Annotated in this window: 12 protein-coding genes; 9 read left to right on the forward strand and 3 right to left on the reverse strand. The window is 44.4% G+C overall.

The window, feature by feature from the left end; genetic code table 11:
• Positions 1 to 173: 173 nt before the first annotated feature.
• On the reverse strand, positions 174 to 617 hold the full coding sequence (locus H8S90_RS15620) for an SRPBCC domain-containing protein (protein ID WP_187338785.1): 444 nt from the start codon (positions 615 to 617) through the stop codon (positions 174 to 176).
• A 285-nt stretch (positions 618 to 902) separates the two neighbouring features.
• On the opposite strand from H8S90_RS15620, the gene H8S90_RS15625 reads away from it, so the two are divergent.
• Entirely contained in the window at positions 903 to 7088 is a 6186-nt protein-coding gene (locus tag H8S90_RS15625) for an alpha-2-macroglobulin (RefSeq protein WP_187338786.1), read from the forward strand.
• 813 nt (positions 7089 to 7901) lie between these two features.
• On the forward strand, positions 7902 to 8705 hold the full coding sequence (locus H8S90_RS15630; protein WP_187338787.1) for a DUF2268 domain-containing putative Zn-dependent protease: 804 nt from the start codon (positions 7902 to 7904) through the stop codon (positions 8703 to 8705).
• Positions 8706 to 8807: 102 nt separating this feature from the next.
• Here the strand turns inward: H8S90_RS15630 and H8S90_RS15635 are convergent, their stop codons facing one another.
• Positions 8808 to 10316, reverse strand: coding sequence for a PLP-dependent aminotransferase family protein (locus H8S90_RS15635; RefSeq protein WP_187338788.1), 1509 nt, complete (start codon positions 10314 to 10316; stop codon positions 8808 to 8810).
• Positions 10317 to 10579: 263 nt separating this feature from the next.
• On the opposite strand from H8S90_RS15635, the gene H8S90_RS15640 reads away from it, so the two are divergent.
• The 7 genes from H8S90_RS15640 to rocD are packed head-to-tail and all read left to right on the forward strand — an operon-like array spanning position 10580 to position 22811.
• Positions 10580 to 13606, forward strand: coding sequence for a TonB-dependent receptor (locus H8S90_RS15640; protein WP_187338789.1), 3027 nt, complete (start codon positions 10580 to 10582; stop codon positions 13604 to 13606).
• Positions 13607 to 13626: 20 nt separating this feature from the next.
• The gene (locus H8S90_RS15645) at positions 13627 to 15072 is read left to right on the forward strand and encodes a RagB/SusD family nutrient uptake outer membrane protein (RefSeq protein WP_187338790.1); all 1446 of its coding nucleotides are present in this window, start codon (positions 13627 to 13629) and stop codon (positions 15070 to 15072) included.
• 10 nt (positions 15073 to 15082) lie between these two features.
• The gene (locus tag H8S90_RS15650) at positions 15083 to 16024 is read left to right on the forward strand and encodes a hypothetical protein (RefSeq protein ID WP_187338791.1); all 942 of its coding nucleotides are present in this window, start codon (positions 15083 to 15085) and stop codon (positions 16022 to 16024) included.
• 9 nt (positions 16025 to 16033) lie between these two features.
• A complete protein-coding gene (locus H8S90_RS15655) occupies positions 16034 to 19198 on the forward strand; it encodes an amidohydrolase family protein (RefSeq protein ID WP_187338792.1) in 3165 nt (1054 codons plus the stop codon).
• A 37-nt stretch (positions 19199 to 19235) separates the two neighbouring features.
• Positions 19236 to 20900, forward strand: coding sequence for an amidohydrolase (locus H8S90_RS15660; protein WP_187338793.1), 1665 nt, complete (start codon positions 19236 to 19238; stop codon positions 20898 to 20900).
• A gap of 10 nt (positions 20901 to 20910) precedes the next feature.
• Positions 20911 to 21525, forward strand: coding sequence for an FMN-binding negative transcriptional regulator (locus tag H8S90_RS15665; protein WP_187338794.1), 615 nt, complete (start codon positions 20911 to 20913; stop codon positions 21523 to 21525).
• 5 nt (positions 21526 to 21530) lie between these two features.
• Positions 21531 to 22811, forward strand: coding sequence for an ornithine--oxo-acid transaminase (gene rocD / locus H8S90_RS15670; RefSeq protein WP_187338795.1), 1281 nt, complete (start codon positions 21531 to 21533; stop codon positions 22809 to 22811).
• A 347-nt stretch (positions 22812 to 23158) separates the two neighbouring features.
• Here rocD and H8S90_RS15675 read toward each other — a convergent pair whose 3' ends face one another.
• Positions 23159 to 23695, reverse strand: coding sequence for a GNAT family N-acetyltransferase (locus tag H8S90_RS15675; protein WP_187338796.1), 537 nt, complete (start codon positions 23693 to 23695; stop codon positions 23159 to 23161).
• Positions 23696 to 23857 lie beyond the last annotated feature (162 nt).

Here is a 23857-nt window from a genome sequence, read left to right on the forward strand (position 1 = left end):
CATCGTCAGAAAACAAAGTTATTAAAGATTATCAGGATGCTAAAATGTTTTTTCAAATAATGAGGCCTAATATTCAAACATCCTCGCTGGCGATTTTAAATCCAAACAGATCCTGCCTTGAAAACACTGCTTGGTTGACAAATCTATCGACCAAGCAGTACAGAAAGAAGCTCTTATTCACAAATTTCTTTTAATTTATCCAATGCCTTGGGGTAGGTTTCCCGGAAGTAATCCCGCATTTGGTCGTTTACATCAATATCGACGGTTACGGTTGTCTGGTTTCCAGAAGTTTCGAAACTATAGTTTTCAAAACCGGCCCATTCCTCCGCTATCGATCCTGTTGTAATTTCATTTTCGCCATCAAGTAAACCTATATATTCAATAGAAACAAATTGAGGTCGATCCAATTCGCGGATAATCCCTACCATGCCTTCTTTTTTGCCGACTTCGTTGGTGCCGACAAATAGGATTTTTGACCCTTTTTTCCATTCTCCTTCAAAGTCAGAACTCGGGTTAAATACCGTGGTCCAAAGTTTGAAGGTATCTTTTCCAATCATCGTATCAAACACTTTTGATACCGCTGCGCTGATGGTTGTTTTAAATTGCATCTTTTCCATTGTAAAAAATTAAATTTTAATAATAAGTAACAATATGCCCTGTTTATTTCAAAATTAAATAGTTTCCGGTTGACAGCCCATAGACGTTTGCGTCAATTTGCAGGGGCATTTGTGACAAAAAACATTAACAGGTATTCATTTCTTTATTGCTTAGGTACCGTTGTGGTTCTGCGAAATCTCTCCTAAGGAACAGCTGAAATATCCGCGAGGAAATTTTTTATGGATATTTATCATTATTTTCATCCTTATTCAAGATGCAGTATGTAAAATGTAATAAACCTTTATATGAATAATAATTATAGTCTTCGACATTTAATCAATAAAATACAGATACTGTTTGTTTTAATTCTGAGCTATAGTTTAAGCGTCGCCCAATCTTATCCTTACCATGATAAATGGAAGGAAATCGAAAAGCAAGAAGTAGAAGGTCTGTTAAAAAGCATGCAGGGAACGGTGGATGAAATCTACACCCAAGCTAAGAAAGATCATCTTCCGCACCAAAAAATAAAGGCCCTGCTTTACCATGCCAAAATAGTGATGTTTACAGAAGATAGCTTACGACCGGAGGCTAAGCTGCTGGTTCGTTTCAAGCAGGAAATTGCGGAGGCGGGTCCGATAGAAAAAAACATTCTTCAATCCCTAACAGCAGAGTTGCTCCAGGAGTACTATCAGAACAATCGCTACCGGATCGATCATCGCACAGATGCGGAGGGAGCCGAAGAAACAGATGATTTCCTAACCTGGACAGGGTCTTCCTTTAAAAAGGAAGTGATGGAGCTGTATGATGCCTCGTTGAATCCGAGCAAGGACCTACAGCAGGTACCCATTGCCGATTGGGCTTTTCTCTTGGATACAGCCGTTCGATACCGCGAGCTCAAACCGACCTTATTTGATATATTGGCACATCGGGCGATAGACTATTATGCTTTGGATCATCAAACACGTGAAAAAGGGCAGGAATTGCTGCAAAAATTGATGCTGCAACATGAGGAACCTGAAACAAAGAACGCATATTTATATAACTATTTGCAATATTTAAAAAGAGCAGACTTCTCTGAAAATGTATCTCAACGGATAAATCAACTGCGAAACCTCGTTGAAAAGTTTCCAACAGCTTGGTACACCACAGAATTGTTGTTGCAAATGGCACAGGATTATCAGGGCTTACTCGGGAATTCCTATTGGCGAGTGGATGGGCCAAAAGAAGATTTTGCGAAAAAAAAGCAATATGCAGATACGATTCTTAAGATCTGTAATCAAGCGCAGCGGCTATTTCCCAAAACCTATGGGGCAAAACAACTACAATTGATAAAACGCAATATATTACATCCGGATTTCAGTATACAACTTGAAAAAGTGATCGTTCCGGAACAGCCCGTTCCCGTATACGTATCGCATAAAAATACAGACAAGTTGTATGTGAAGATACTGGATTATAAGGTCTCTCCAAGAGGATATCTAGCCAATCAATTAATGACCTGGCGCGATGTAAAAACGCAAAAAGATATCGATTCTGTGTTTCATCTGTATGAGAGTGTACAGGATTATACGGTTGACTTGAAAGCTTTCGACGATTATCAGTTCCATGCTACCATCACAAAGTTTGAACCATTGGTGGGAGGCGAATACCTGATGGTAGTGGCTAATAATCCTTCCTTTCAACTCGATACAACCAATATGGTTGTTTTTCATCGCTTGAAGGTTAGCCCACATGCCGTCGCTTGGCGCGGACAAGAGCTGTTGTTAACAGACCGGGAAACGGGAAAACCGGTCGGGAGAAAGTCGGTTAGCCTTTATAGGGAGGCCGGTAATGACAGGGATATTGATCTGATGGAACGATTGCTTACCGACGCGGATGGACGTGCTGAAAGTAAAAGAATTGCGGGCGCAGAAAAAAGACGGCAGTACTACCGGTTATTTTATCAGGTGGAAGGCGATGATGTTTTCTTTGAGTCTGACACCCATTTCCCACAGGTGAACGTTGAGGATACCGCACAGGCACCGAAAACCCAAGTGCAATTTTTTACAGATCGGGCCATTTACCGTCCGGGACAAACGGTGTATTTTAAGGGAATTGTTTATCAGAATAGCAAAGGAAAACAACAGGTACTAAGTGGTCACAAGACTACGGTTAACCTATACGATGCCAACGGGGAGGGGACATCGAAGGTAGAGCTGACCAGTAATACCTATGGTTCGGTTTTTGGCAGTTTTGTACTGCCGGTGGATAAATTGAACGGAACGTTTTACCTAGCGCATGATGATACGAACGATAGGAAGGAATTTCGTGTGGAAGAATACAAAAGACCAAGTTTTGAAGTGGCGATGGATACCGTGAAAAAATTGTTTAAAATAGGCGACACGATCAACGCAAAGGGCAAGGCGGAGGCATATTCGGGGGCACCCATTGCACAGGGAAAGGTGCAGTATAGGATTGTACGTCATGCACATTATCCTTACCGTACGTGGGATACGGGCAGGCCTTATTACCCACAGAATGGTCAGGAGATTAGAGTGGGTGAAACGATAACGGATGCAAATGGAAACTTTGAGCTATTTTTTCCTGCTGAGCCTGCTGCTGAAAAAAAAGAGGGGGTCTTTAGGTTTTACAATTATCGGGTGGAAGTAACGGTCACTGATGTAAATGGCGAAACACATGAAGGAAACCAAACTATAGCCGTTGGCGATAAATCGATTGTCCTGCGCATACCGCTTGCTGAAAAGGTAAACATAGAACAACTGGATAGCATTGGTTTTCAAACAAGCAACTTGAATGGCCAGCCGGTGACTGCCATTGGAAATATTCGGCTAACGAAGCTGAAGGGGCCAGAAAGGGTGCTGGCGAATACTTCTTTCGGTGTAGTGGATTATATGCTGCTAGACAGTCTGAGATTTATTGAGCTTTTTCCGCATTTGCCTTATAAAAACGAGCAGCACGTAACAGATTGGCCAAGGCAGAAGGTGATGCTAAATCTTGATTTTAACTCGGCCGAAACTAAGCATGTAAGGCTGGATGCGAGTGTTTTGGAAGAAGGGATGTATGTGCTGGAGGCTTATGTACTGGATGGCAAGGATACATTGCGTACCTCGCAACAAGTGCAGTTATACCGAACGAAAAGTAAGAAGCCTGCTTCCGGTGAGTTCTTACAGGTATCGACAGGCAAAAGCTTTTACGCCGCTGGGGAGCAGGCTGAAATTATATTTTCTTCGGCCATTCCGAAGGCAACGGTTTTTGTAACGGTTGAACAGGATGGAAAGATCCTGAAACAGGAGCAGCTTACCCTCCATAATAACATAAAGAAATGGATATTGCCGATAGCTAAAGATACATACGAAAATAATGTATATGTACATTACTATCTGGGCCATTATAATGCAGTAAAAAGTGGTGTGCTCGAAATTCCTATTATGCAGCAATCGGTTGATCTTCAGGTGAGTATAGGTACATTTAGAGATAAAATCCAGCCAGGACAGGAGGAGACTTGGGAATTGAATATTAAAGGGCAGAACAAAGATAAAGTTTCAGCTGAACTGCTGGCTACTATGTATGACGCTTCTCTGAATGAATTTGCAGAGAACTATTTCTATTTTCCACAAGGGGTTAACTACACTTTGTCCAAATTGCCGCAATGGAATATTTCCGCTGCTTTTGGTATGCAGAATGGAAGCGCTGTGACTCGTCATTATCCCAATAATGATTATATGCCGGTGCTTAAATATGAAGATTTGGAACTCTTCGGTTTTAGCTTTGTAGCGAATTCCTGGCGGCAACGGGCTTATGTTAATAGCTTATCGAAACTTTACAACAGGGATGTGCAGCAAAGTGATGTGATGGATTTTAACTCCGTGGATGGTGCCTTTGATACAAATCAGGTATTGGAGGAAGTGGCAGTGGTGGAGTATGGTGCAAGTCGTAAGGTGTCAACAAGTGCTGCACCGGGTGTTCAGATACGGGGAGAAGCTCCCCCGGAGCCTGCCGAAGCACTTTATGTGGTGGATGGCGAGATAAAAGCAGACATTAGTTCATTAGATCCGAATGATATTGCCTCTATGGAGGTGTTAAAAGGAGCGGAAGCCGTTGCGCTGTATGGTACGCGGGGCGCGAAAGGGGTGGTGCTCATTACCACTCAAAAGGCAGCTGAAGAGGTTTTGTTACAACAGGTGAAGACACGGACAAATTTAAAGGAGACGGCCTTCTTTTACCCTGATCTACAGACGGACGCGGAGGGGAATGTGAAAATACGCTTCACAACACCTGAGCGTTTGACCCAATGGAAGTTTATGGCGTTTGCACATACACCTGACCTGCAAACGGGCTACCTGGAGGAAACAGTACGCACTAGTAAAGCGTTAATGGTAGTGCCCAACGTACCACGTTTTTTGCGTGAAGGAGATGAGCTGGTGTTGAGCACCAAAATTATGAACCTTTCGGATACTAACCTGAAGGGGTCGGCTAAACTGATGCTGTTTGATGCTTATACCATGCAACCAATGGATTCCTTATTTGCACTTACAGAAAGCACACAACAGTTTGCGGCCGAAAAAAAGGGGGCGACACAGCTTTCTTGGTTACTGAAGATCCCCGGATCGCAGCGGGCGGTTGTTTATCGTGTGGTGGCTTCAGCTGGCGACTTTAGCGACGGCGAAGAAGCTGCTCTACCTATATTGCCGAATCGTATGCTGATAACAGAAAGTTTACCCGTTTACGCAAGAGAAGGGGAAACTAAGCAGTTCACGCTATCCGCTTTGGCGAAGGCGTCGTCCACCACAAAACACCAGCGCCTGAGTTTGGAAATGACAACTAATCCGACATGGTATGCCATCCAGGCCTTGCCATATTTAGAGGAATATCCCTACGAATGTTCGGAGCAACTGTTTGCTAAATTATATGCAACACTGGTGGCCAAAAAGATCATGGATGCGTCGCCGAAAATAAAGGCGATTTTCGAGGAATGGCAGAAAAAGGACATGCTACAGTCAAAGCTGGAAGCGAATCAGGAATTAAAATCCATCTTGTTGGAAGAGACACCTTGGGTGCGGGAGTCGGAGGATGAAGAAACCCGAATGAAAAGATTGGCGCTCTTGTTCGACGTAAATAACCTGCGAAACCAGTGGCAAAAAACTTATCAGAGGTTTGCAGGCCGACAACTACCATCAGGTGCCTTTCCCTGGTTTGAAGGTGGTAATGCTAATCATGCCATTACGACCCATATCGTTGCAGGTTTTGGTCATTTACGGAAATTACAGGTGGATATGGAAGGGCTAGATGATAGTACTTATAAAAAAGTGCTGCAACAATCAATAGGCTATTTGGATAAGGCTACAGCAACAGCTTTGGATAACGAAGGGCCGCTCACGCACTTGTCGTATCATACCCTAAGCCATTACCTGTATGCCAGAAGTTTCTTTTTAGATCGATATCCGATAAAGGAGGGTATCTGGAAAAAAGCATCTGCAGTTCTGGAGAAAACAGCCGAAAGGCCCCTAGCAGCGCATTTGCAGGAACGGGCGATGCTCGCAGTAGTTTATAAGCGCTTTGGCGAAGAGGAAAAAGCAAGAAAAATACTGCGATCTCTAAAAGAATATGCGGTAGATGATGAGGAGCGGGGGATGTATTGGAAAGAAAATGAAGTCGACTGGGATTGGTGGAAAAGCCCGATTGAAACACAGGCCGTTTTAATAGAGGCTTTTGAGGAAATTGCCGATGTTGCAAATGTTGAACAGCTGAAGTTGTGGCTGATCAAAAATAAACAAAGTAACCACTGGGGCAGTACAAAAGCCACCACAGAAGCGATATATGCCTTATTGTTCAGTGGAAAGCAATGGCTGGCCGAGGAAGGTGATGTTCAGGTAAAAGTAGGTGAGCAAGCGGTAAACCTTAAAGACATTACAGCAACCGCTGGTTATATGAAAACGTCATGGGAACCACAGGCTATTGAGCCAACTATGGCGGAAGTGGAAATAAGCAAAACGGGCGCAGGGCCGGTATGGGGGGCTTTTTACTGGCAACGTTATGAGCAATTAGACGAGATAGAAGACGCATCTACGGGCGTAAAGCTGGAAAAGATGCTGTTTTTGAAACAAAATACACTTAACGGACCGGTATTAAAGGCTATTAACGCAAAGACATCCATAAAGGTAGGTGATTTGATAACCGTACGCTTGGTATTGCGTGCAGATCGTGATTTGTCATTCATTCATCTGAAAGATATGCGGGCCAGTGGTTTTGAACCTGTCAATGTACTTTCAAGTTATAAGTGGCAGGACGCTTTAGGTTATTACGAAAGTACAAAAGATGCCGCTACAAACTTTTTTATAGATAACATGCAAAAAGGAACTTATGTGTTTGAGTACGACTTGAGGGCTAATAATGCCGGAGTATTTGCTAACGGTATCAGCACTATACAGAGTATGTACGCACCGGAAATGAGTGCCCGCAGTGAGGGAGTTACGGTGCAAATACAAGAGTAAGACACCCACTCTCGAGCTAAACACGTAACTGCAGTTAAAAATGGGAGGGCTAATAGTGGTACACAATGGGTTTTGGAAGGAGATTCCCTAGGTATGTTTTCCAATTGATGATAGCAAACATCCATGATAAGGAAATGATCTAAACTTGATCTCGCTTATGCTTATTCGGTTTCATTTCAGAAGTTTTGATCTTTCTTTCCAGGTTTTTTTGATCCCGCTGATTTCTCCTGATTAGCCAGACAATTAGCACGACGACGGCAAGGATAGTCAAAGCGATAATTGCGTAATTTACTTCCATTTTTTCTTCGGCTAACTGTTTTTAAAGAACAACTAATTTTACGAATGGTTTGGTATATAGAACTTCCTTTTGCTGTTAATTTAGAAGGAAAGTCAAAAATTAACGATTCAGTTTACCGTAATTCCAAACACAGCATACCGGATTACTTTAGTCTGGTGTTCAACGAAAACTAATGGAGCTGATTTCATCATAAAGATGATTCCATTGCCAAATAAGCTGATCACCTACCGCTATTTCTTCAGTTTGGGAAATTGAACGATTAGAACATCGGGGTTTGTAAAGGATTATGGTAAAAAGTGAAGCCTACAAAACAAACGTTGAATAAAAAATAATTAATAAGTTTGCGCCGATAGAATTTTTTGTATCCATAAGTTAGCTGTTGTTAGACCATAGTCAGAATATACCTTATTATTATGTTGAAATTATTTGTGTGTAAATTTTTCTTTTTAAGCTGTTTGTTAGCTACGATACCTTTTTTTAGTCATGCTCAAAAACATGATTTCCCAGAAAGCCCGATGGAAGCAGAATTTGTCACATCAGATCTCGCTAATTTTTGGACTGCCTTTGACTCGGTAGGTATTGCCGGGAATAATCCTTTTGATCGATATATTAGTTTGGGTTCAAAAGGTGTTAAGGGTTTTATACCGCAAAGAATTATTTCAGCGGATTCCTTATTGAGTATGGTGAGAAGAGAAATGGAAACCTATGAACGCTTCAGAAATATAGAGGTAACCATTCGGGAAAAGGAGAAGGAAATAAGACCCTATTTTTATGCGCTGAAGTACTGGTACCCCGACGCCGTTTATCCCCCGGTATACTTTGTTTTCGGGCGCTTTAACAGTGGAGGAACGATATCTGAAGATGGACTGATTATTGGCGCCGAAAAAATAAATGATGTGGATGGTTTGCCAAACCTCATTGTGCATGAGGCTATACATTTTCAGCAAAAATGGCCTGAACACACACCTACCTTATTGCAACAATCGATTTTTGAGGGCAGTGCAGATTTTCTTGCAGAATTGGTAACAGGTAGGTCTGGTAATGAAAAAGCTTATATATACGGAAATCAACATGAAGATGAACTGTTGAAGGAGTTTGTGAAGATTATGGATGGAACTGATTATAACGATTGGTTATATGGAACTTCGGGTAAGGATGACAGGCCGAACGATCTGGGCTATTGGATAGGGTATAAGATCGTAGAGGCCTATTTCCACAAGGCGGTAGATAAACACCAGGCTGTTAAAGAAATATTGACCGTGGAGAATTGTGAAGAGTTTCTGAAGGCGAGTGGTTTTTTGAATAACTATGCGCATTGAAAAACTTCTCCGATTTCAGAGGGGCAGCCCAGCCGTTAAGCTCGTAATAAAGACCTATGAGATCCTTTTGCTAGATGCTATAGCGTGTTTATAAACTTTTTTTTAATGCCGAAACGTTTGAATGCTTGAGAAATGGTAAAGATCTGCTGAGTTGGATGAATTAATTTTATCCGCTAAACTATGCTGGAGGATGTCTACTATTTCATCCACTTCATGTTTGTCAAGTGAGGCAAAACCTAATCGCATTCCTCGCAGCTTATGATTAAAGGTAAATGGCAGGCCACTAAAGTTGATTCCCCTATTTTTAGCAAGGGCAATCGCTTTCGTCAGCGGAAACTCTTCTTTGAACTGAACCCATAATGCCATACCCCCGTTTGGGACATTAAAATATACCTGATCACCTAATTTTAATCGGAGCTGTTGGATGAGATAGTCCCGACGTTCACGATAGATCTTGGTGGTCTTTTTGATATGGCGCGATAAATCACCATTATTGATGAGTGCCGCCAAAGTGTTTTCCATAATTTCATCTCCCATGATGTTGATGAGCCTGCGTAAACGGTACGCTTTTTTAATAAGCGTGGCATTGGCAATTAAAAATCCAATACGCAAGTATGGCGAAATTACTTTGGAGAATGAACCGACGTAAACAATATCAACCTCTTTCGCCAAACTATAGAGTGGCAGATAGGCGGAATCGTCATACTGAAAATCATAGTCATAATCATCTTCAATAATAATGAAGCGGTATTTTTTAGCTAATTCGAGCAGTTTGTTGCGTCTTTGGGCACAGAGCGTGACTGTGGTAGGATAATGGTGATGCGGAATACAATACACGACGCGAATGGGATGTTCTTGGCATAATATTTCTAAGGCATTCACGTCGATTCCGTCTTGATCAACCGGTATCTGATGTAGTATGGCATCTACATGGCCAAAAACTTCGTCTGCCAAATGATAGCCAGGTGTACCAACTACTACGTGATCTCCCTTTTTCAGCAGGGAGATGGCCGTTAGATAGATACCCATTTGTGCGCCATTGGTTACCATAATATGATCCAGCCGGGTAGATATGCCTCGGGTTTTATGCAGATAATTTACTAACGTATCTCTTAAAGAAGCGGCTCCCCAAGGTAATAAGGGATCTTCCATGGATTGTAAAGCCTTCTGTTTCAGAGAAAAACGATATTCGCGAGTAATCAGTTCGTGTGGAAAAAGGCGAATATCAGGGTACCCGTCATTAACAACGATGCGATGCACTGCTATCGGTTCCTCAGTGGACATCACAGCCTGTGAGAAATGATCCATTTGGCGTGTTTCCTGCCCATCCTCCCATGACCTTGGGCCGAGATCGGGTAACAAATCGACTACCCTAACGCTTTTCCTGGGATTAATATCTATCCAAGACTGGGCGTATAATTCGTCGTAAGCCGAAATAATAGTCTTACGGTGTACATTGAGTGTCTTAGCTAGCGTACGGGTACCCGGTAAGGTCGATCCGCTCTCTATGACACCATTTTGAATAGCCTCGATCATGCCCGACGCAATTTGCTGATAGAGGGCGGTATCCGATGTTCTATCTATCGGAATAAGATGTTTAAAAGGTAACATCAATTTGTTGGTTTTGGTAAACTGGACTGCTATGTTTTGAAAAACTGGACTCCAATAACTATATCCTTCTCGTATAACTTTGAGTAAATCTACAAAAAAAACGGATTTTTATTGTGTTTTTTAAAAATAGTTGTGCTTAATGTTGATAATGTTACCGAAAATACATGATTTCTTTATTCAAAATAGAATGAAAGAGCTTAAATGTAGTCAATCCCGACTTCTAAGCCAATATTTACAAATAAATCACCTTAATCTTAATGCTTATGTTTAAAAATAACTTTTTATGGGTGCTGTTTGTGTGTTTTTGCGTACAAATTTCCTATGCGCAAACCGAACGGACCATTTATGGAACAGTTCGTTCGGCTGAGACAAAAGAAACGCTTCCCGGTGTGTCAGTTCGGGTGAAAGAAACGAATTCGGGGGTAACGACCGACGCTGAGGGAGGCTTTTCCCTGCGCGTCCCGCAAACAGCCAAAACCTTGATTTTTTCATCTATCGGTTTACAAAGTAAAGAGGTACCTGTTCCGAGCACAGATGACCGATTGGATGTCGATCTGGAAGGTACGGACGTTGGATTAAATGAGGTAGTAGTGGTAGGTTATGGAACACAGCGAAGGGGTGAGGTATCGGGTGCAATAGCTTCGGTGAAGGGAGCAAGTATAGAAAACCTGCCTTCGGTGAGTTTGGACAAGGCTATGCAAGGGCGAGCTGCCGGTGTGCAGGTGAATGCGAATAATGGTTTGCCGGGCGGTGCCACAGAAGTGCGGATTAGGGGAGTTGGTTCTGTAAATGCAGGTAATCAGCCTTTGTATATTGTAGATGGTGTGCAGATAAATCCTGCAGCACGATCGACAAACCTGGCTTCTTCAAATCCTTTGAGTGGTATCAATGCAAACGACATCGAATCCATCGATATCTTAAAGGATGCTGCTGCGGCTTCGGTTTACGGGGCGCAAGCCGGTAATGGGGTAGTGATTATTACCACTAAAAGAGGAAAATCGGGTAAACCCCGCTTTAATCTGAATGCGTACACGGGTAACAGCCAGATCCTAAAGAAACCCGATCTTCTGACAGGTCCGCAATGGGTAGAACTTACGCGAGAAGGTGCGGTCAACTCAAGAGATTTAACCGCTGCCCACAATATCGATATGACCTATGGCCCTGCGGCGGATGCACCAACCTATGATTGGATGGATGCGGTAACCAGAAATGGCGTGGTACAGAATTATGAGCTTTCGGTAAATGGTGGGACAGACCATACCAAATATTACTTGGGAGGGTCTTTTAACGACACGAAATATCACTTTGTGGGTTATGATTTTCAGCGGGGGTCATTCAGGGCTAACCTGGATAATAAACTTTCGGAAAAGGTTTCACTTGAAACAAAAATAAACCTGAGCACGGTTCGCCAAAACTCCGCTGATATTCCGTCTTTTCAATTATACAATATCTTCATTACGGGGCTATCTGGTGTTCCTGTTGAACCGATATATAATGAAGACGGTTCCTTTAATACCAACCTTAGAGCGGGAGATAATCCCTTGCAAGTGGCTCAGCAAAATAGGAACCTTGGCGTTACCAATCAGCTCGTGGGCAACTTTGCTTTAAACTATGATATTTTGCCTGGCCTGAGATTTCGGTCATCCTATTCACTGGAATATAGCGGAGTTAATGAGGAGCGCTTTTATGACCCGCGCAACAATGCTGGTGCAGCAGTTGGTGGATCGGTTTATTTTAATGATTCCCGAGTGGTGAACTGGCAAACCGACCAAACCTTGACCTATAACAAGGTATTCCATGAAGATCATAATTTTACCGCACTCTTGGGGTTTAATTACCGTAATGAAGTGTTCACCATACATGGCTCACAGGGAAATGGCGTAGCTACACCGGCTTTTGGTAACACGCTTACAGGTACTACGCCGGTATTGGTGTCTTCTACCTACGACCAATTTAAACTCGCCGGTGTTTTTGGTCGCATAGGTTATACCTTTAAAGATAAATATATCGCTCAATTTACCCTGCGCAGGGATGGATCTTCTCGTTTTGGGGCTAATAACGTTTTTGGATACTTCCCCGCAGCTTCGGCGGCGTGGCGTTTAGTAGATGAGGATTTTATGAAGCCCTTAGCGGTATTCTCGGAGTTAAAGCTACGCGCCAGTTATGGCGAAACGGGCAATAGTGAATTGATGACGAATACCGCAGGTGTGGGGTCATATTACCCGGCATTGTCGTTATTTTCAACCACGCCGGAGGCTTCTTACGATGGTGCTGCTGGGATCAGTTTTTTTCAGTTGGGGAACGCTAATTTGGGATGGGAACGAAATGTAACCAAAAATATCGGTTTAGATTACGGATTGTTTAAGGGACGCATCAGTGGTTCTGTGGATTATTTTATTCGGACCACGAAAGATCTACTGCTGAACAGGCCACTACCGAACACCTCGGGTTTTACCACGATAGCTGAAAATGTAGGTTCGCTGGAAAACCGTGGTCTGGAACTCGGATTGAATACCATGAATCTGGTAGGTGAGTTTACCTGGAGCACCGATATTAATTTTACTTTCCTTAAAAATAAAGTATTGTCACTTATTAACGATGGACAGGATTTACCGGCCAATAACCTTTGGGTAGGTAGACCTTTGGGAGAACAGTTTCTCGTCTCCTGGGCGGGTGTAAATCCGGCAGATGGCCGGCCCATGTGGTATGACGCCAATGACAATATTAGCTATGTACCTGTAGCGGCAGATAGGCGCTTTGGTATCGGGAGTAATCTCATACCGGATTACTACGGCGGCGTCACCAACAATTTCTCCTATAAGGGCTTTGAGTTGGGGATCTTCTTTCAGTTCCAGGTGGGCACGGTGCAGCAGGATCAACCTACAGGTTGGCTGTTGAGCGATTTTCGTTATGCCTTTAATCAGGATGCTGCAATCCTTAACCGCTGGACCGACCCCGGGCAGGTAACAGCTATTCCGAGAATATATCCGGGAGCGACGTTTCCCGGAACCTCCAGTTCTCTTTTTGGTTCTACTGGAGCTGCTTCCGACCGCTTTTTTTCAGATGCATCCTATATCCGCCTGAAAACGGTAACCTTCGGATATACTTTCCCGGCATCTTGGCTGGAACGGACGAAAATCAGCAATGCACGCATTTACCTGCAAGGCTACAATTTATGGACTGGCACCAATTATACAGGGCTGGATCCCGAGTTTACTTCGGGCGGCTATAATATGGGCCTGGCACCGCAGGGTAAATCGTATACATTGGGCATACAGGTAGGTTTTTAATCTTATTGAACGTAAAAGAGATGAAAAGAAAATTGAAATACATATGGATGGCTATCGCACTGATGACCACTAGTTGTGAAAGTATGCTGGAAGTAGAACCACGCACTTACGTGGAATCTGAACAGGCATTAAACTCAGTACTGGGCTTGGAAGCTGCCGTAAATGGCGCTTATGCCAATCTGAGACATAACACTTACTATGGTTTGGGAATGGTGGTGTACCCAGAGTTATTGGCCGATAATGCGCGCTTAGTGCAGGCCGCTACCCAAAGTGGTCGAGGTGTGGGTTATGATGTGAACAATCCGGGAACGCACTTAAACATCTGGACGGAAGCATATTCTGCCATTAATCGGGCTAGCTTGGTCATCGATGCTGCAGATGCGGTGGCAGATGGCACGGATGCCCAGAAAGCCTCATTTAAGGCGCAGGCTTATTTCCTGAGGGGCTTGGTTTATTTTGATCTGTTGAAAATTTATGCCTACAACCCTAAGCATATTCAGGAACAGGCAGATATGGGAGTGCCGTTGCTCACCGAGGGGATTGACGATTTAACAAAAATTATCTTACCCGAGCGGACGGGTATCTTAGCGGGTTACCAGCTGGTAGAACAGGATTTATTAACCGCAATCGCTAATTTCGAGCAGCCGGGAGTAAACACGCAGACAGGGGCTCCTTATTATGGTACCAAGGGTGCTGCACATGCGCTTTTATCACGACTTTATCTCTATTGGGGCGAAGAAAAGTGGGCGGATTGTGTGGAGCAGGCCGACTTGGCTATTGCCGAAGGAGTCGGCGTTTTTCAGACGAGTCCAAGTGCCTACCGGAGTATGTGGACGCAACCGAGCAACCCAGAATCGGTTTTTGAAGTGCAGTTTGCCAATATCAATGAAGTGCCGCAAACCAGTAACAACAATACTATCCAAGCTTTCTATCAACAAGAGCGCAGTGGTGGACAAGTGCTGGGGTGGGGCGATGTCGTAATGGCAAACAATTTTCTTTCGCTATTTGAGGAGAACGATGTGCGGAGACAGGTGGTGGTTCCTTATACCCGAACCAATGGGGAGCAAGTGGTGCAAACAGACAAGTTTTCCGGCAGCAAGGGAATTTTTGGATGGGATAATGTGCCTGTAATACGTATTTCGGAGGTTTACCTTAACCGAGCAGAGGCTAATGCACGTTTAGGGAATGCTGCTGGTGCACAGGAAGATCTCAACCTGATTAGAACACGTGTGGGCTTGCCCTCGGTGACTCCTGTAGGTACGGCATTGGTAGATGCCGTGCTAAGGGAGAGACGCTTGGAGTTGGCTTTTGAAGGACAGCGTTTCTTTGATCTTACCCGCTTGGGTGTAGATATCCCGAAAGAAAGTATTTCGCCCATTCCGTTTTCCGACTACCGTATACTAGCCCCGATACCACAGTCAGAAATAGATATTAACACTAATTTAATTCAAAATAGAGGTTATTAATTGCATAGATATGAAAAGAATTTGGATTCACACCTATATACTGCTCATCATGATCGGCCTGTTTTCGGCCTGTCGCAAAGAACGTGATTTGAGCTACCAGGGAGCAACGGTAGTTGAGTTTAGCAATCCGATTACAGGTACCAACACCAAGGCCTTGGGAGCCAGCATAGGCGGTGGCGATCTGCTGGGGGATAATCCATCAATTACCATAAAAGGGAATCGCGATAGCGTCTTGATTCAACTAGTAGGCCCACAGCGAGACGCACCGATACAGGTGAACTATGAACTGCTTGACGGTACGGCAGAAGAAGGTGTAGACTTTGAGATTATCGGCGAACGGGGTTATGTAACCATCGAACCGAACACTAGTTCGGCTTCGATCTATTTACGCTTGCTGAATGAAGATACCGACCCTTCTGCAGTTAAAAACCTGCAGATCCGTATCACGGATACCGATCAGGCAGATGTAATGCCCAGTGCGAACTATAGTACGTTCTCGTTGAGTATTTTTCCAATGAGGGTGTACCTCGATCGGCAATTGACAGCAGATGCGCCTTATTTTTCGCTGGCTGATGGGGAATCCTATGCACTGCCCACAGGGAACACAGTAGCATTAGATTTCGCTTATGAAAATGGTGCTACGCCGCAACTGGTTTCACCGGAAGGACGAACGACGTTGTTTTCACAAAGGTTGTTTACACCAGATGACGGCGTGCCGGCACATTTGCAAGCTTCGCATGTAACTTTACAACTAAACAATGCCACAAGTACTACCATCAATGCGATTCCGGAATCGGGAACGGCCAGTAATGCCGTTACGGCTAATTCGGCGTCGCTGGTTGTTAATGGCGTATATGCTTTTAAAACAACTGAGGGTAAGAAAGGCTATATTCGGATAAAAGAAGGAAGTACTAACGATATTTGGCTGTTTGATGTCATGTTCCAGCCTTAAGATATGTTTATGAGAAAATATAAAATATGGATAATACGGGCAATCCTAATCGGATTATCTTATCCGGGCCTAAACACCTGTCTGTACGCACAAGAAACCAATGAATTGCCCCTCAAGGGAACGAGAGAAGTGCAAATCGATACGGATGAAGCCACCTGGTTGGCCTTGGATGTAGCTCCCGACGGGAAAACATTGGTGTTTTCGCTGTTGGGCGATTTATACGAATTGCCTATTAATGGAGGGGAGGCAAAAGCCTTGACGTCCGGTATAGCCATGGACGTGCAGCCGAAATACAGTCCGGATGGTAAATCGATAGCTTTTATATCGGATCGCAATGGTGCAGAGAATGTATGGATACTGGATGTTGCGAGTGGTACCTATGAGCAGGTAACCAAAAGCACCGACGAGTATATGGAAGGGTTAAGCTGGACGAGGGATGGGCAATATCTCATTGTATCAAAAGGCGTAGGTATTCCGAAGTTACATATCGTTCATCGCAATGGTGGGGCTGGCAGTGCACTTACTCCTGAGCCTGCTAACATGAAAGCCATTGAACCTGCTGTAGCCGTAAACGACAGTTTGATTTGGTTTGCCCGAAGAACAGGTATGTGGGATTATAATGCTCAGTTTCCTCAATATCAGTTGAATAGTTATGATAGGGTGACGGGGAAAGTCGAAGTAAAAACTTCCCGTTATGGCTCTGCTTTTAGTCCGACACTCTCTCCCGATGGCCAATGGCTGGTATACGGGACCCGTTATGACGAGCACACAGCTTTGGTATTGCATCAGCTGGCAACGGGTGAGGAGGAGGTTTTGGCTCACCCAGTGCAGCGAGATGACCAGGAGGCTTTAGCTGCTATGGGTGTGCTTCCCACCATGGCCTTTACACCGGATAGTAAAAAGCTGATCGCCGCCTATGGTGGGAAAATACAGGCGATCAACTTGGCTGATAAAAAGGTAGAGCAAATCCCTTTCCGGGTGAAAACTACGCTGGCGATAGGTCCGGCACTGGACTTTAAATTTCCAATTGAAGATCAGGATGAATTTATGGCCTCGCAGATTAGGGATTTGGCGCTTTCGCCTGACAGTAAAAAACTTGCCTTTACCGTGGCAGACCGTCTTTATGTGATGGATTATCCAAATGGCAAGCCAATACGAGTGACGAATATGGAGCAAACAGAAGCTCAGCCAGCTTGGTCGCCAGACGGACACAGTTTAGCTTTTGTCACATGGGACGGGAACCAAGGGGCTTTATATACCTGCGGTGTGAATGGTAAAACGGCTCCAAAGAAGTTGACGGAGCAGCCAGGATTGTTTCAGGAACCTGCTTGGTCTGCTAATGGCGAGCGTATAGTGTTTGTGGCGGGTAAGGCTGCCGCAAATCGAATCGGCACGAGCAACACTATGGGTGGCAGAGAATGGATCGGTTGGATAGCAGCCACAGGAGGGGATATCCACCACATCGCCAAAGCGGAAGGGAGTAACCCGCATTTTGGGGAAGATGAAAATAGAATTTTCCTTTATAGCAATGCCGAAGGCTTATATTCGATCAACTGGAGTGGACATGATAAAAAACAGCACCTTAAACTTTCGGGTATACGTACCTATGCCTTTTCGAATGATCATGGCGGAGAATTTCAGTTCTTTAGAAGCAACGCACAGCCTAGTGTTATCAAAATTGCGCCCAAAGGAAATAAAGCATTTGCCAAAATATCGAATGAGATTTATGTGGTGGAAATCCCGATGTTGGGCAATACGGTGCCGGTAATACATGTAGCGGATGTGCAGCAAGCGGAGTTTCCGGTAAAGAAAATTACGGAAATAGGTTGTGAGTTCCCTTCATGGAACAGTGACGGTAGCGTGATCTACGGCGCACTGGGCGCAGTAGCGATGCGTTACGAACTTGGTACGAAGTTATCCGATTCCGTCGTGTTCGCTGAACGTAAATTAGAGATTCCGCTAAAAGCAATGCATTATAAAGGGGATTATCTCTTGCAGGGGGCACGTGTACTGACAATGAAAGGAAATGAAGTATTGGAAGAAGGTGACGTCTGGGTGAAAAATAATCGTATTGAGCGTGTTGGGAAAACGGGAACGCTTTCGGTACCGGCAAACACCAAACGGGTGGATATGAGTGGTTATACGGTTAGCCCCGGTTTTATTGATATCCATGACCACGGCAGTTTGCCTTTAACGTTGCACGAAAAACAACCAACCTCTCTGGCGCTAAATTTGGCATATGGCGTAACCACCACACGCAATCCACAACCGCATGTAACCGATATTCTGACCTATCAGGACAAAGTGCGTACCGGCGAGACGCTTGGGCCCCGTATATATTCTACCGGGCCTGGTGTGGGCTACTGGGGTTATGCAATCAAGAGCTTAGATCACGCTCGACAGGTGTTAAAGCAATATACGCAATATTTTGATACTAAAACGCTGAAGATGTATGCTGTAGGTAATCGAAAACAACGGCAGTGGATCATCATGGCAGCTAAGGAACAAGGTTTGCTACCAACTACGGAAGGGAACTTGGATTTCAAACTGGGTATAACGGAGCTCCTGGATGGCTATCCGGGCCATGAGCACGCGCATCCCATTACGGCACTTTATAACGATTTTACGACGCTTTCCGGTACCGCACAGATTGCCTATACTCCTACATTGTTAATCAGCTACGGCGGACCTAATGCCGAGAATTATTTCTATACCCATGAGGATATATTGGGCGATAAAAAAATAAAAAGACTGATGCCAAAAGAAGAGCTGGATAGAAAAATTCGCCGGAGACCCATTTGGGCGCTGGATGAAGAATACCTCTTCCCACAGCATGCGAAAGCGGCCAAGGCGATGGCGGTAAAGGGTACTGTGGTTTGTATAGGCGCGCATTCGCAATTTCAGGGCCTTGGCTACCATTGGGAAATGTGGGCGCTCGGAGCAGGGATGGAGCCTTTGGATGTGCTCAAGGCGGCTACCATTAATGGCGCTCGGGCCATTGGTCTAGATGGCGATCTCGGAAGTATCGAGCCGGGAAAACTGGCGGATCTGGTGATTATGGAAAAAAATCCGATGGAAGATTTACGGCATACCAACACGATTAAATATGTTGTTAAAGACGGCCAGTTTTATAACGGAGATGATTTGGAAAAAATAATGCCGGATGCCCTTTAAGGACAGCGCGCTCCGGTAAATAAATAAAAGAACATATATGATACGAATAGCGAAAACAGGTTTAGTTATAGGATTCCTCGGGCTCTTCAGTAGGCCTTTATCTGCCCAGGAAGCAGACCGGGTGTTCTTGGGTAAGATATATACCGAAAATACCCAGCAGCCTTGGGCAGAAGCTTTGGCCATCTCCGAAGATACGATTATGGCAGTGGGCCTTGCCCGGGATATTCGGCCGTTGATAGGAGCACAAACGAATGTAATCGAATTATCGGAAGAACAGTTGTTGTTGCCGGGTTTTATCGATAGCCACACGCATTTGGTGGATGGAGGTACCCGTTTATTTTCGGTACAGTTGCGGGAAGTAAAAACGCCTGAGGCTTTCATCGAAACCTTGGGGGCTTATGCCCAAACACTAAAGCCTGGCGAATGGATTACCGGGGGTAACTGGGACCACCAGAATTGGAAAGGGGATATGCCGACCCGTCACTGGATTGATTCGGTGACGCCCGATAATCCAGTGGCCATTACCCGTATGGACGGGCATACCATCCTAGCGAATTCTTTGGCAATGAAGCTGGCAGGAATTAATGAAGGCCAACAGGATATAGCTGGCGGGGAGATCTTGCGTAAGGATGGGCAATTACTTGGGCTTTTTAAGGACAATGCTAAGCAGCTCATTACGGATAAGATACCCCCGATGAGCATGGAGCAGAAGGAGAAGGCACTCATGGCGGCTATGGATTATATGGCTGAAAATGGGGTGACCTCGATTGTGAGTTTAACGGGAACTGGCTTTGGCAGTTATTATGATGTGTATGAAAAGGCGCGAAAGGAAAATAAGCTGATTACACGTATTTATGCCGCAAAGGACATCGAAAATTGGGAGGAACTAGGGGAAGAAGTGAAACGGGATGGTAAAGGGGACCTGTGGTTGCGCCGTGGAGCGCTTAAAGGTTTCATGGATGGTTCCTTAGGTGCACATACGGCAGCATTTAAGGAGCCCTTTTCGGATACTCCAACCGATTCCGGTTTTTTAGTGGTAGACGAAGAGACCATGTATGAGCGGATGAAAGGTGCGGACAGTTTGGGTCTCCATTTGATTGTGCATGCGATCGGCGATCGCTCTGTGAGCACATTTTTAGATATGGTGGCCCAATTGGAGAAAGAAAATGGGCCGCGTGATCGACGTATACGGATGGAGCATGCCCAGCATGTAAGCACTGAGGATTTCAAACGTTTTAAGGCGCTTGGTGTGATTGCCAGTATGCAACCTTACCATGCCATTGATGACGGGCGCTGGGCGGAAGAGGTGATTGGTAGTGAGCGGGCAAAAAATGCTTTCGCCATGAAAAGTATGTTTGATAATGAGGCTAAGGTCATCTTTGGAAGCGATTGGCATGTCGCTCCAGCTTCTCCCATCCTCGGTATTTATGCGGCGGTTACTCGCAGGACGATTGACAATGAAAGACCAGATGGCTGGGTGCCCGAACAAAAAGTCACTGTTCCACAGGCTATAAGAGCCTATACCATCGATGCCGCTTACGGGATCTTTGAAGAAAACAGCCGCGGATCGTTGGAAGTAGGAAAACTAGCTGATTTTGTAGTGCTGGACCAAAATATATTAACGATTAAACCAAACGATTTACCCGATGTTGAGGTATTAAGTACCTACGTAGGAGGAAGAGAAGTTTATCATAAGCCATAAATAAGTATATATGTACGTACCAAAACAATTTAGGGTAGAAGATCAAGAAACGATCTATCAATTTATTCGTGAAAATGGCTTTGCCACCTTAGTGAGTTGTTCCAGCGATTTTCCAGAGGCTACACACATTCCGATCGAATTGGAAGAACGTGGCAATGGTGAAAAGGTATTGTGGGGGCATATGGCGAAAGCGAACCCCCACTGGAAGAGCTTTGCACATTTCCCACAGGTGCTGGCCATCTTTCAGTCGCCCATTCATCATTATATATCTTCGTCATGGTATGACCATGCCAATGCACCCACCTACAACTACATGAGTGTACACGTGCGTGGAAAGATTAGAAGGCTTACTGAAGAGGAGGAGTGGGAGTCGGTAAAGCGTTTAGTTCAGCGTTATGAGAAGATAGCCGAACGTCCTATTGATCTAGAAACCTTGCCACCTGCCGTGCAGCAGGAGATAAATGGACTAGTAGGCTTTGAAATAGCCATTTCGGGAATGGATGCGGCCTTTAAGATGAGTCAAAATAGGGACGATAAGAATCATCAGTTAATTATAGCGGCGCTAAAGAAACAGGGAACACGGGTTGCTGACCAGTTAGCAACCATCATGGAAAATATGCGATAGATAGGATGGACGGACAATCAGCACAATTAACAACAGCGGACAATATACAGGGTTTACTCAGCGAAAACACCTTGTCTTTTATAGCACGTGATCAGCAATACGGGGCGCATAATTACCAACCGCTGCCAGTGGTCTTAAGTAAAGGCAAGGGGGTCTTTGTTTGGGATGTGGATGGAAAAAAATATTTCGATTTTTTGTCGGGCTACTCTTCCCTAAATCAAGGGCATTGTCATCCTAAAATAATCGAAACCTTAATGCGACAGGCACAGCAATTGACGCTTACTTCGCGCGCATTTTACAGTGAGAACCTTGGGAATTACGCAGCATTTATCACCGCTTATTTTGGCTATGATAAGGTCTTGCCGATGAATAGTGGGGTAGAGGCCGTGGAGACTGCGCTAAAAATTGCCCGGAAATGGGCTTATGAGATAAAAGGTGTGGCTAAGGATGCGGCAAAAATTATCACCGTGAGCGATAATTTTCATGGGCGTACCTTAAGTGTGGTATCCTTTAGTACTGATAGGATTGCAAGAAATGGCTTTGGCCCATTCATGCCGGGTTATATTTCCATCCCTTTTAATGATTTAGAGGCTTTGGAAAATGCTTTAAAGGATGAGCAGGTAGCGGCCTTTTTAGTTGAACCGATACAGGGGGAGGCAGGGGTGTATGTTCCAGATGACGGTTACCTTGCGCAAGCGTATAGCTTATGCCAAAAGGCTAAGGTACTTTTCATTGCGGATGAAATCCAAACAGGTCTGGCTCGCACTGGCCGGATGCTCGCTTGTGATTACGAAGATGTCCGTCCTGATATATTGATCTTGGGAAAAGCTTTGAGTGGCGGTACATTACCCATTTCTGCAGTGTTATGCGATGATGCACTGATGTTAACGATTAAACCGGGCGAGCACGGTTCTACCTATGGGGGCAACCCATTGGCCTGCGAGGTGGCCATCAGTGCCCTACAAGTTTTAAAGGAAGAGCGACTGGCGGAAAATGCAGCTAAGCAAGGTAAACACTTCCGTAGTCGGTTGAAGTCACTGCATCACCCTCATATTGCCGAAGTGCGGGGGAAGGGCTTGTTGAATGCGCTGGTGATCCGGCATGAACATCCGGAAGCATCCCAGAACTTATGTCTGGAGCTGATGCGGAATGGTTTATTGGCGAAGCCTACACATGGCGATAAAATCCGTTTTGCGCCACCGTTGATTATCACCCGGGAGCAAATGGATCATGCGATAGCGATTATTGAGCGAAGTTTGGCTGTTCTATCGGACGTAAAGATGTAATACAATGGGATGGTTGCTTATTCCAGGTTGGTGCCCCTTAGTAGCTTGAATGACAATCGAATAGATGCTTTACAAAGTTTCATGCTCTTCCATAATTTCGTCTGGAATCCATCCCTCCTCTCCAGTAGTACAGTTTTTTACCCAGGTCCATCCGTACATTGCCTCGAAGCAATATACATCTTCACCTTCGTCTATTACTCAAATATACAAATTGCTTTTCTTATGGGGTCGGAGTATCTAGTCAAATTAGCTAGTTGGCCAAATCGAAGCTAACTTTATCTTGTGGTGCTGCCTTTACATTAATCGGTATTTTAATTTTAAGCACCAATGGTTAAGCTTTTATTTACCTAAATATCCTTATAAAGTTTGCTGTAAATCACTAAATCGGTAAAAGTTTGATTGCCTAATAACTCTCCATCCCTTTGTATGCCCTCCATTACAAAACCCAAGCGCTCAGGAATAGCTCTGCTAAGATGGTTGTCAACGGCACAGTTGATCTGTATGCGGTTGAGTTCCAGCTCATGAAAAATGAATTGAGTCATCCTATCGACCGCACGTGTCATGATGCCGCGTTTCTGATAAGCTTGAGAAAGCCAATATCCGATTTCGGTTTTTTTATTGGGTACATCGGTATTGTTTAGACCGATGAGGCCGACGAGTTCCCCTTCATAATAAATACTAAACACGGGTTTGAGGAGCTCTTTCGGAGTCTCTACAACGAATTGTACAAAAGCCTCTGTGTCGGAAAGCACCCTGGTCTGCGCAACAAAGGGTAACCATTTTCCAAGGTATATCCTCTCGGCGTTGATGATATTAAAAATGGCAGGCGCATCGCTCATCTGAACTTCGCATAAGAGTAGCGCTTTGTCTATGGATAATATCATGATAACAAAATTGCAAAATATCAGGAGAAATACGGTTAAAAACAGGAAAAAATATCGGTTGAAGGTGTTGCCAGACCTAATAACCATTACGTTATAAACCTTATGTTGTGACTAGTGTTCAGTGTCCTACTTTTTATTTTATACAATATGTTTTGCGAATTG

This window comes from Olivibacter sp. SDN3 (assembly GCF_014334135.1).
Taxonomy (GTDB): Bacteria; Bacteroidota; Bacteroidia; order Sphingobacteriales; family Sphingobacteriaceae; genus Olivibacter.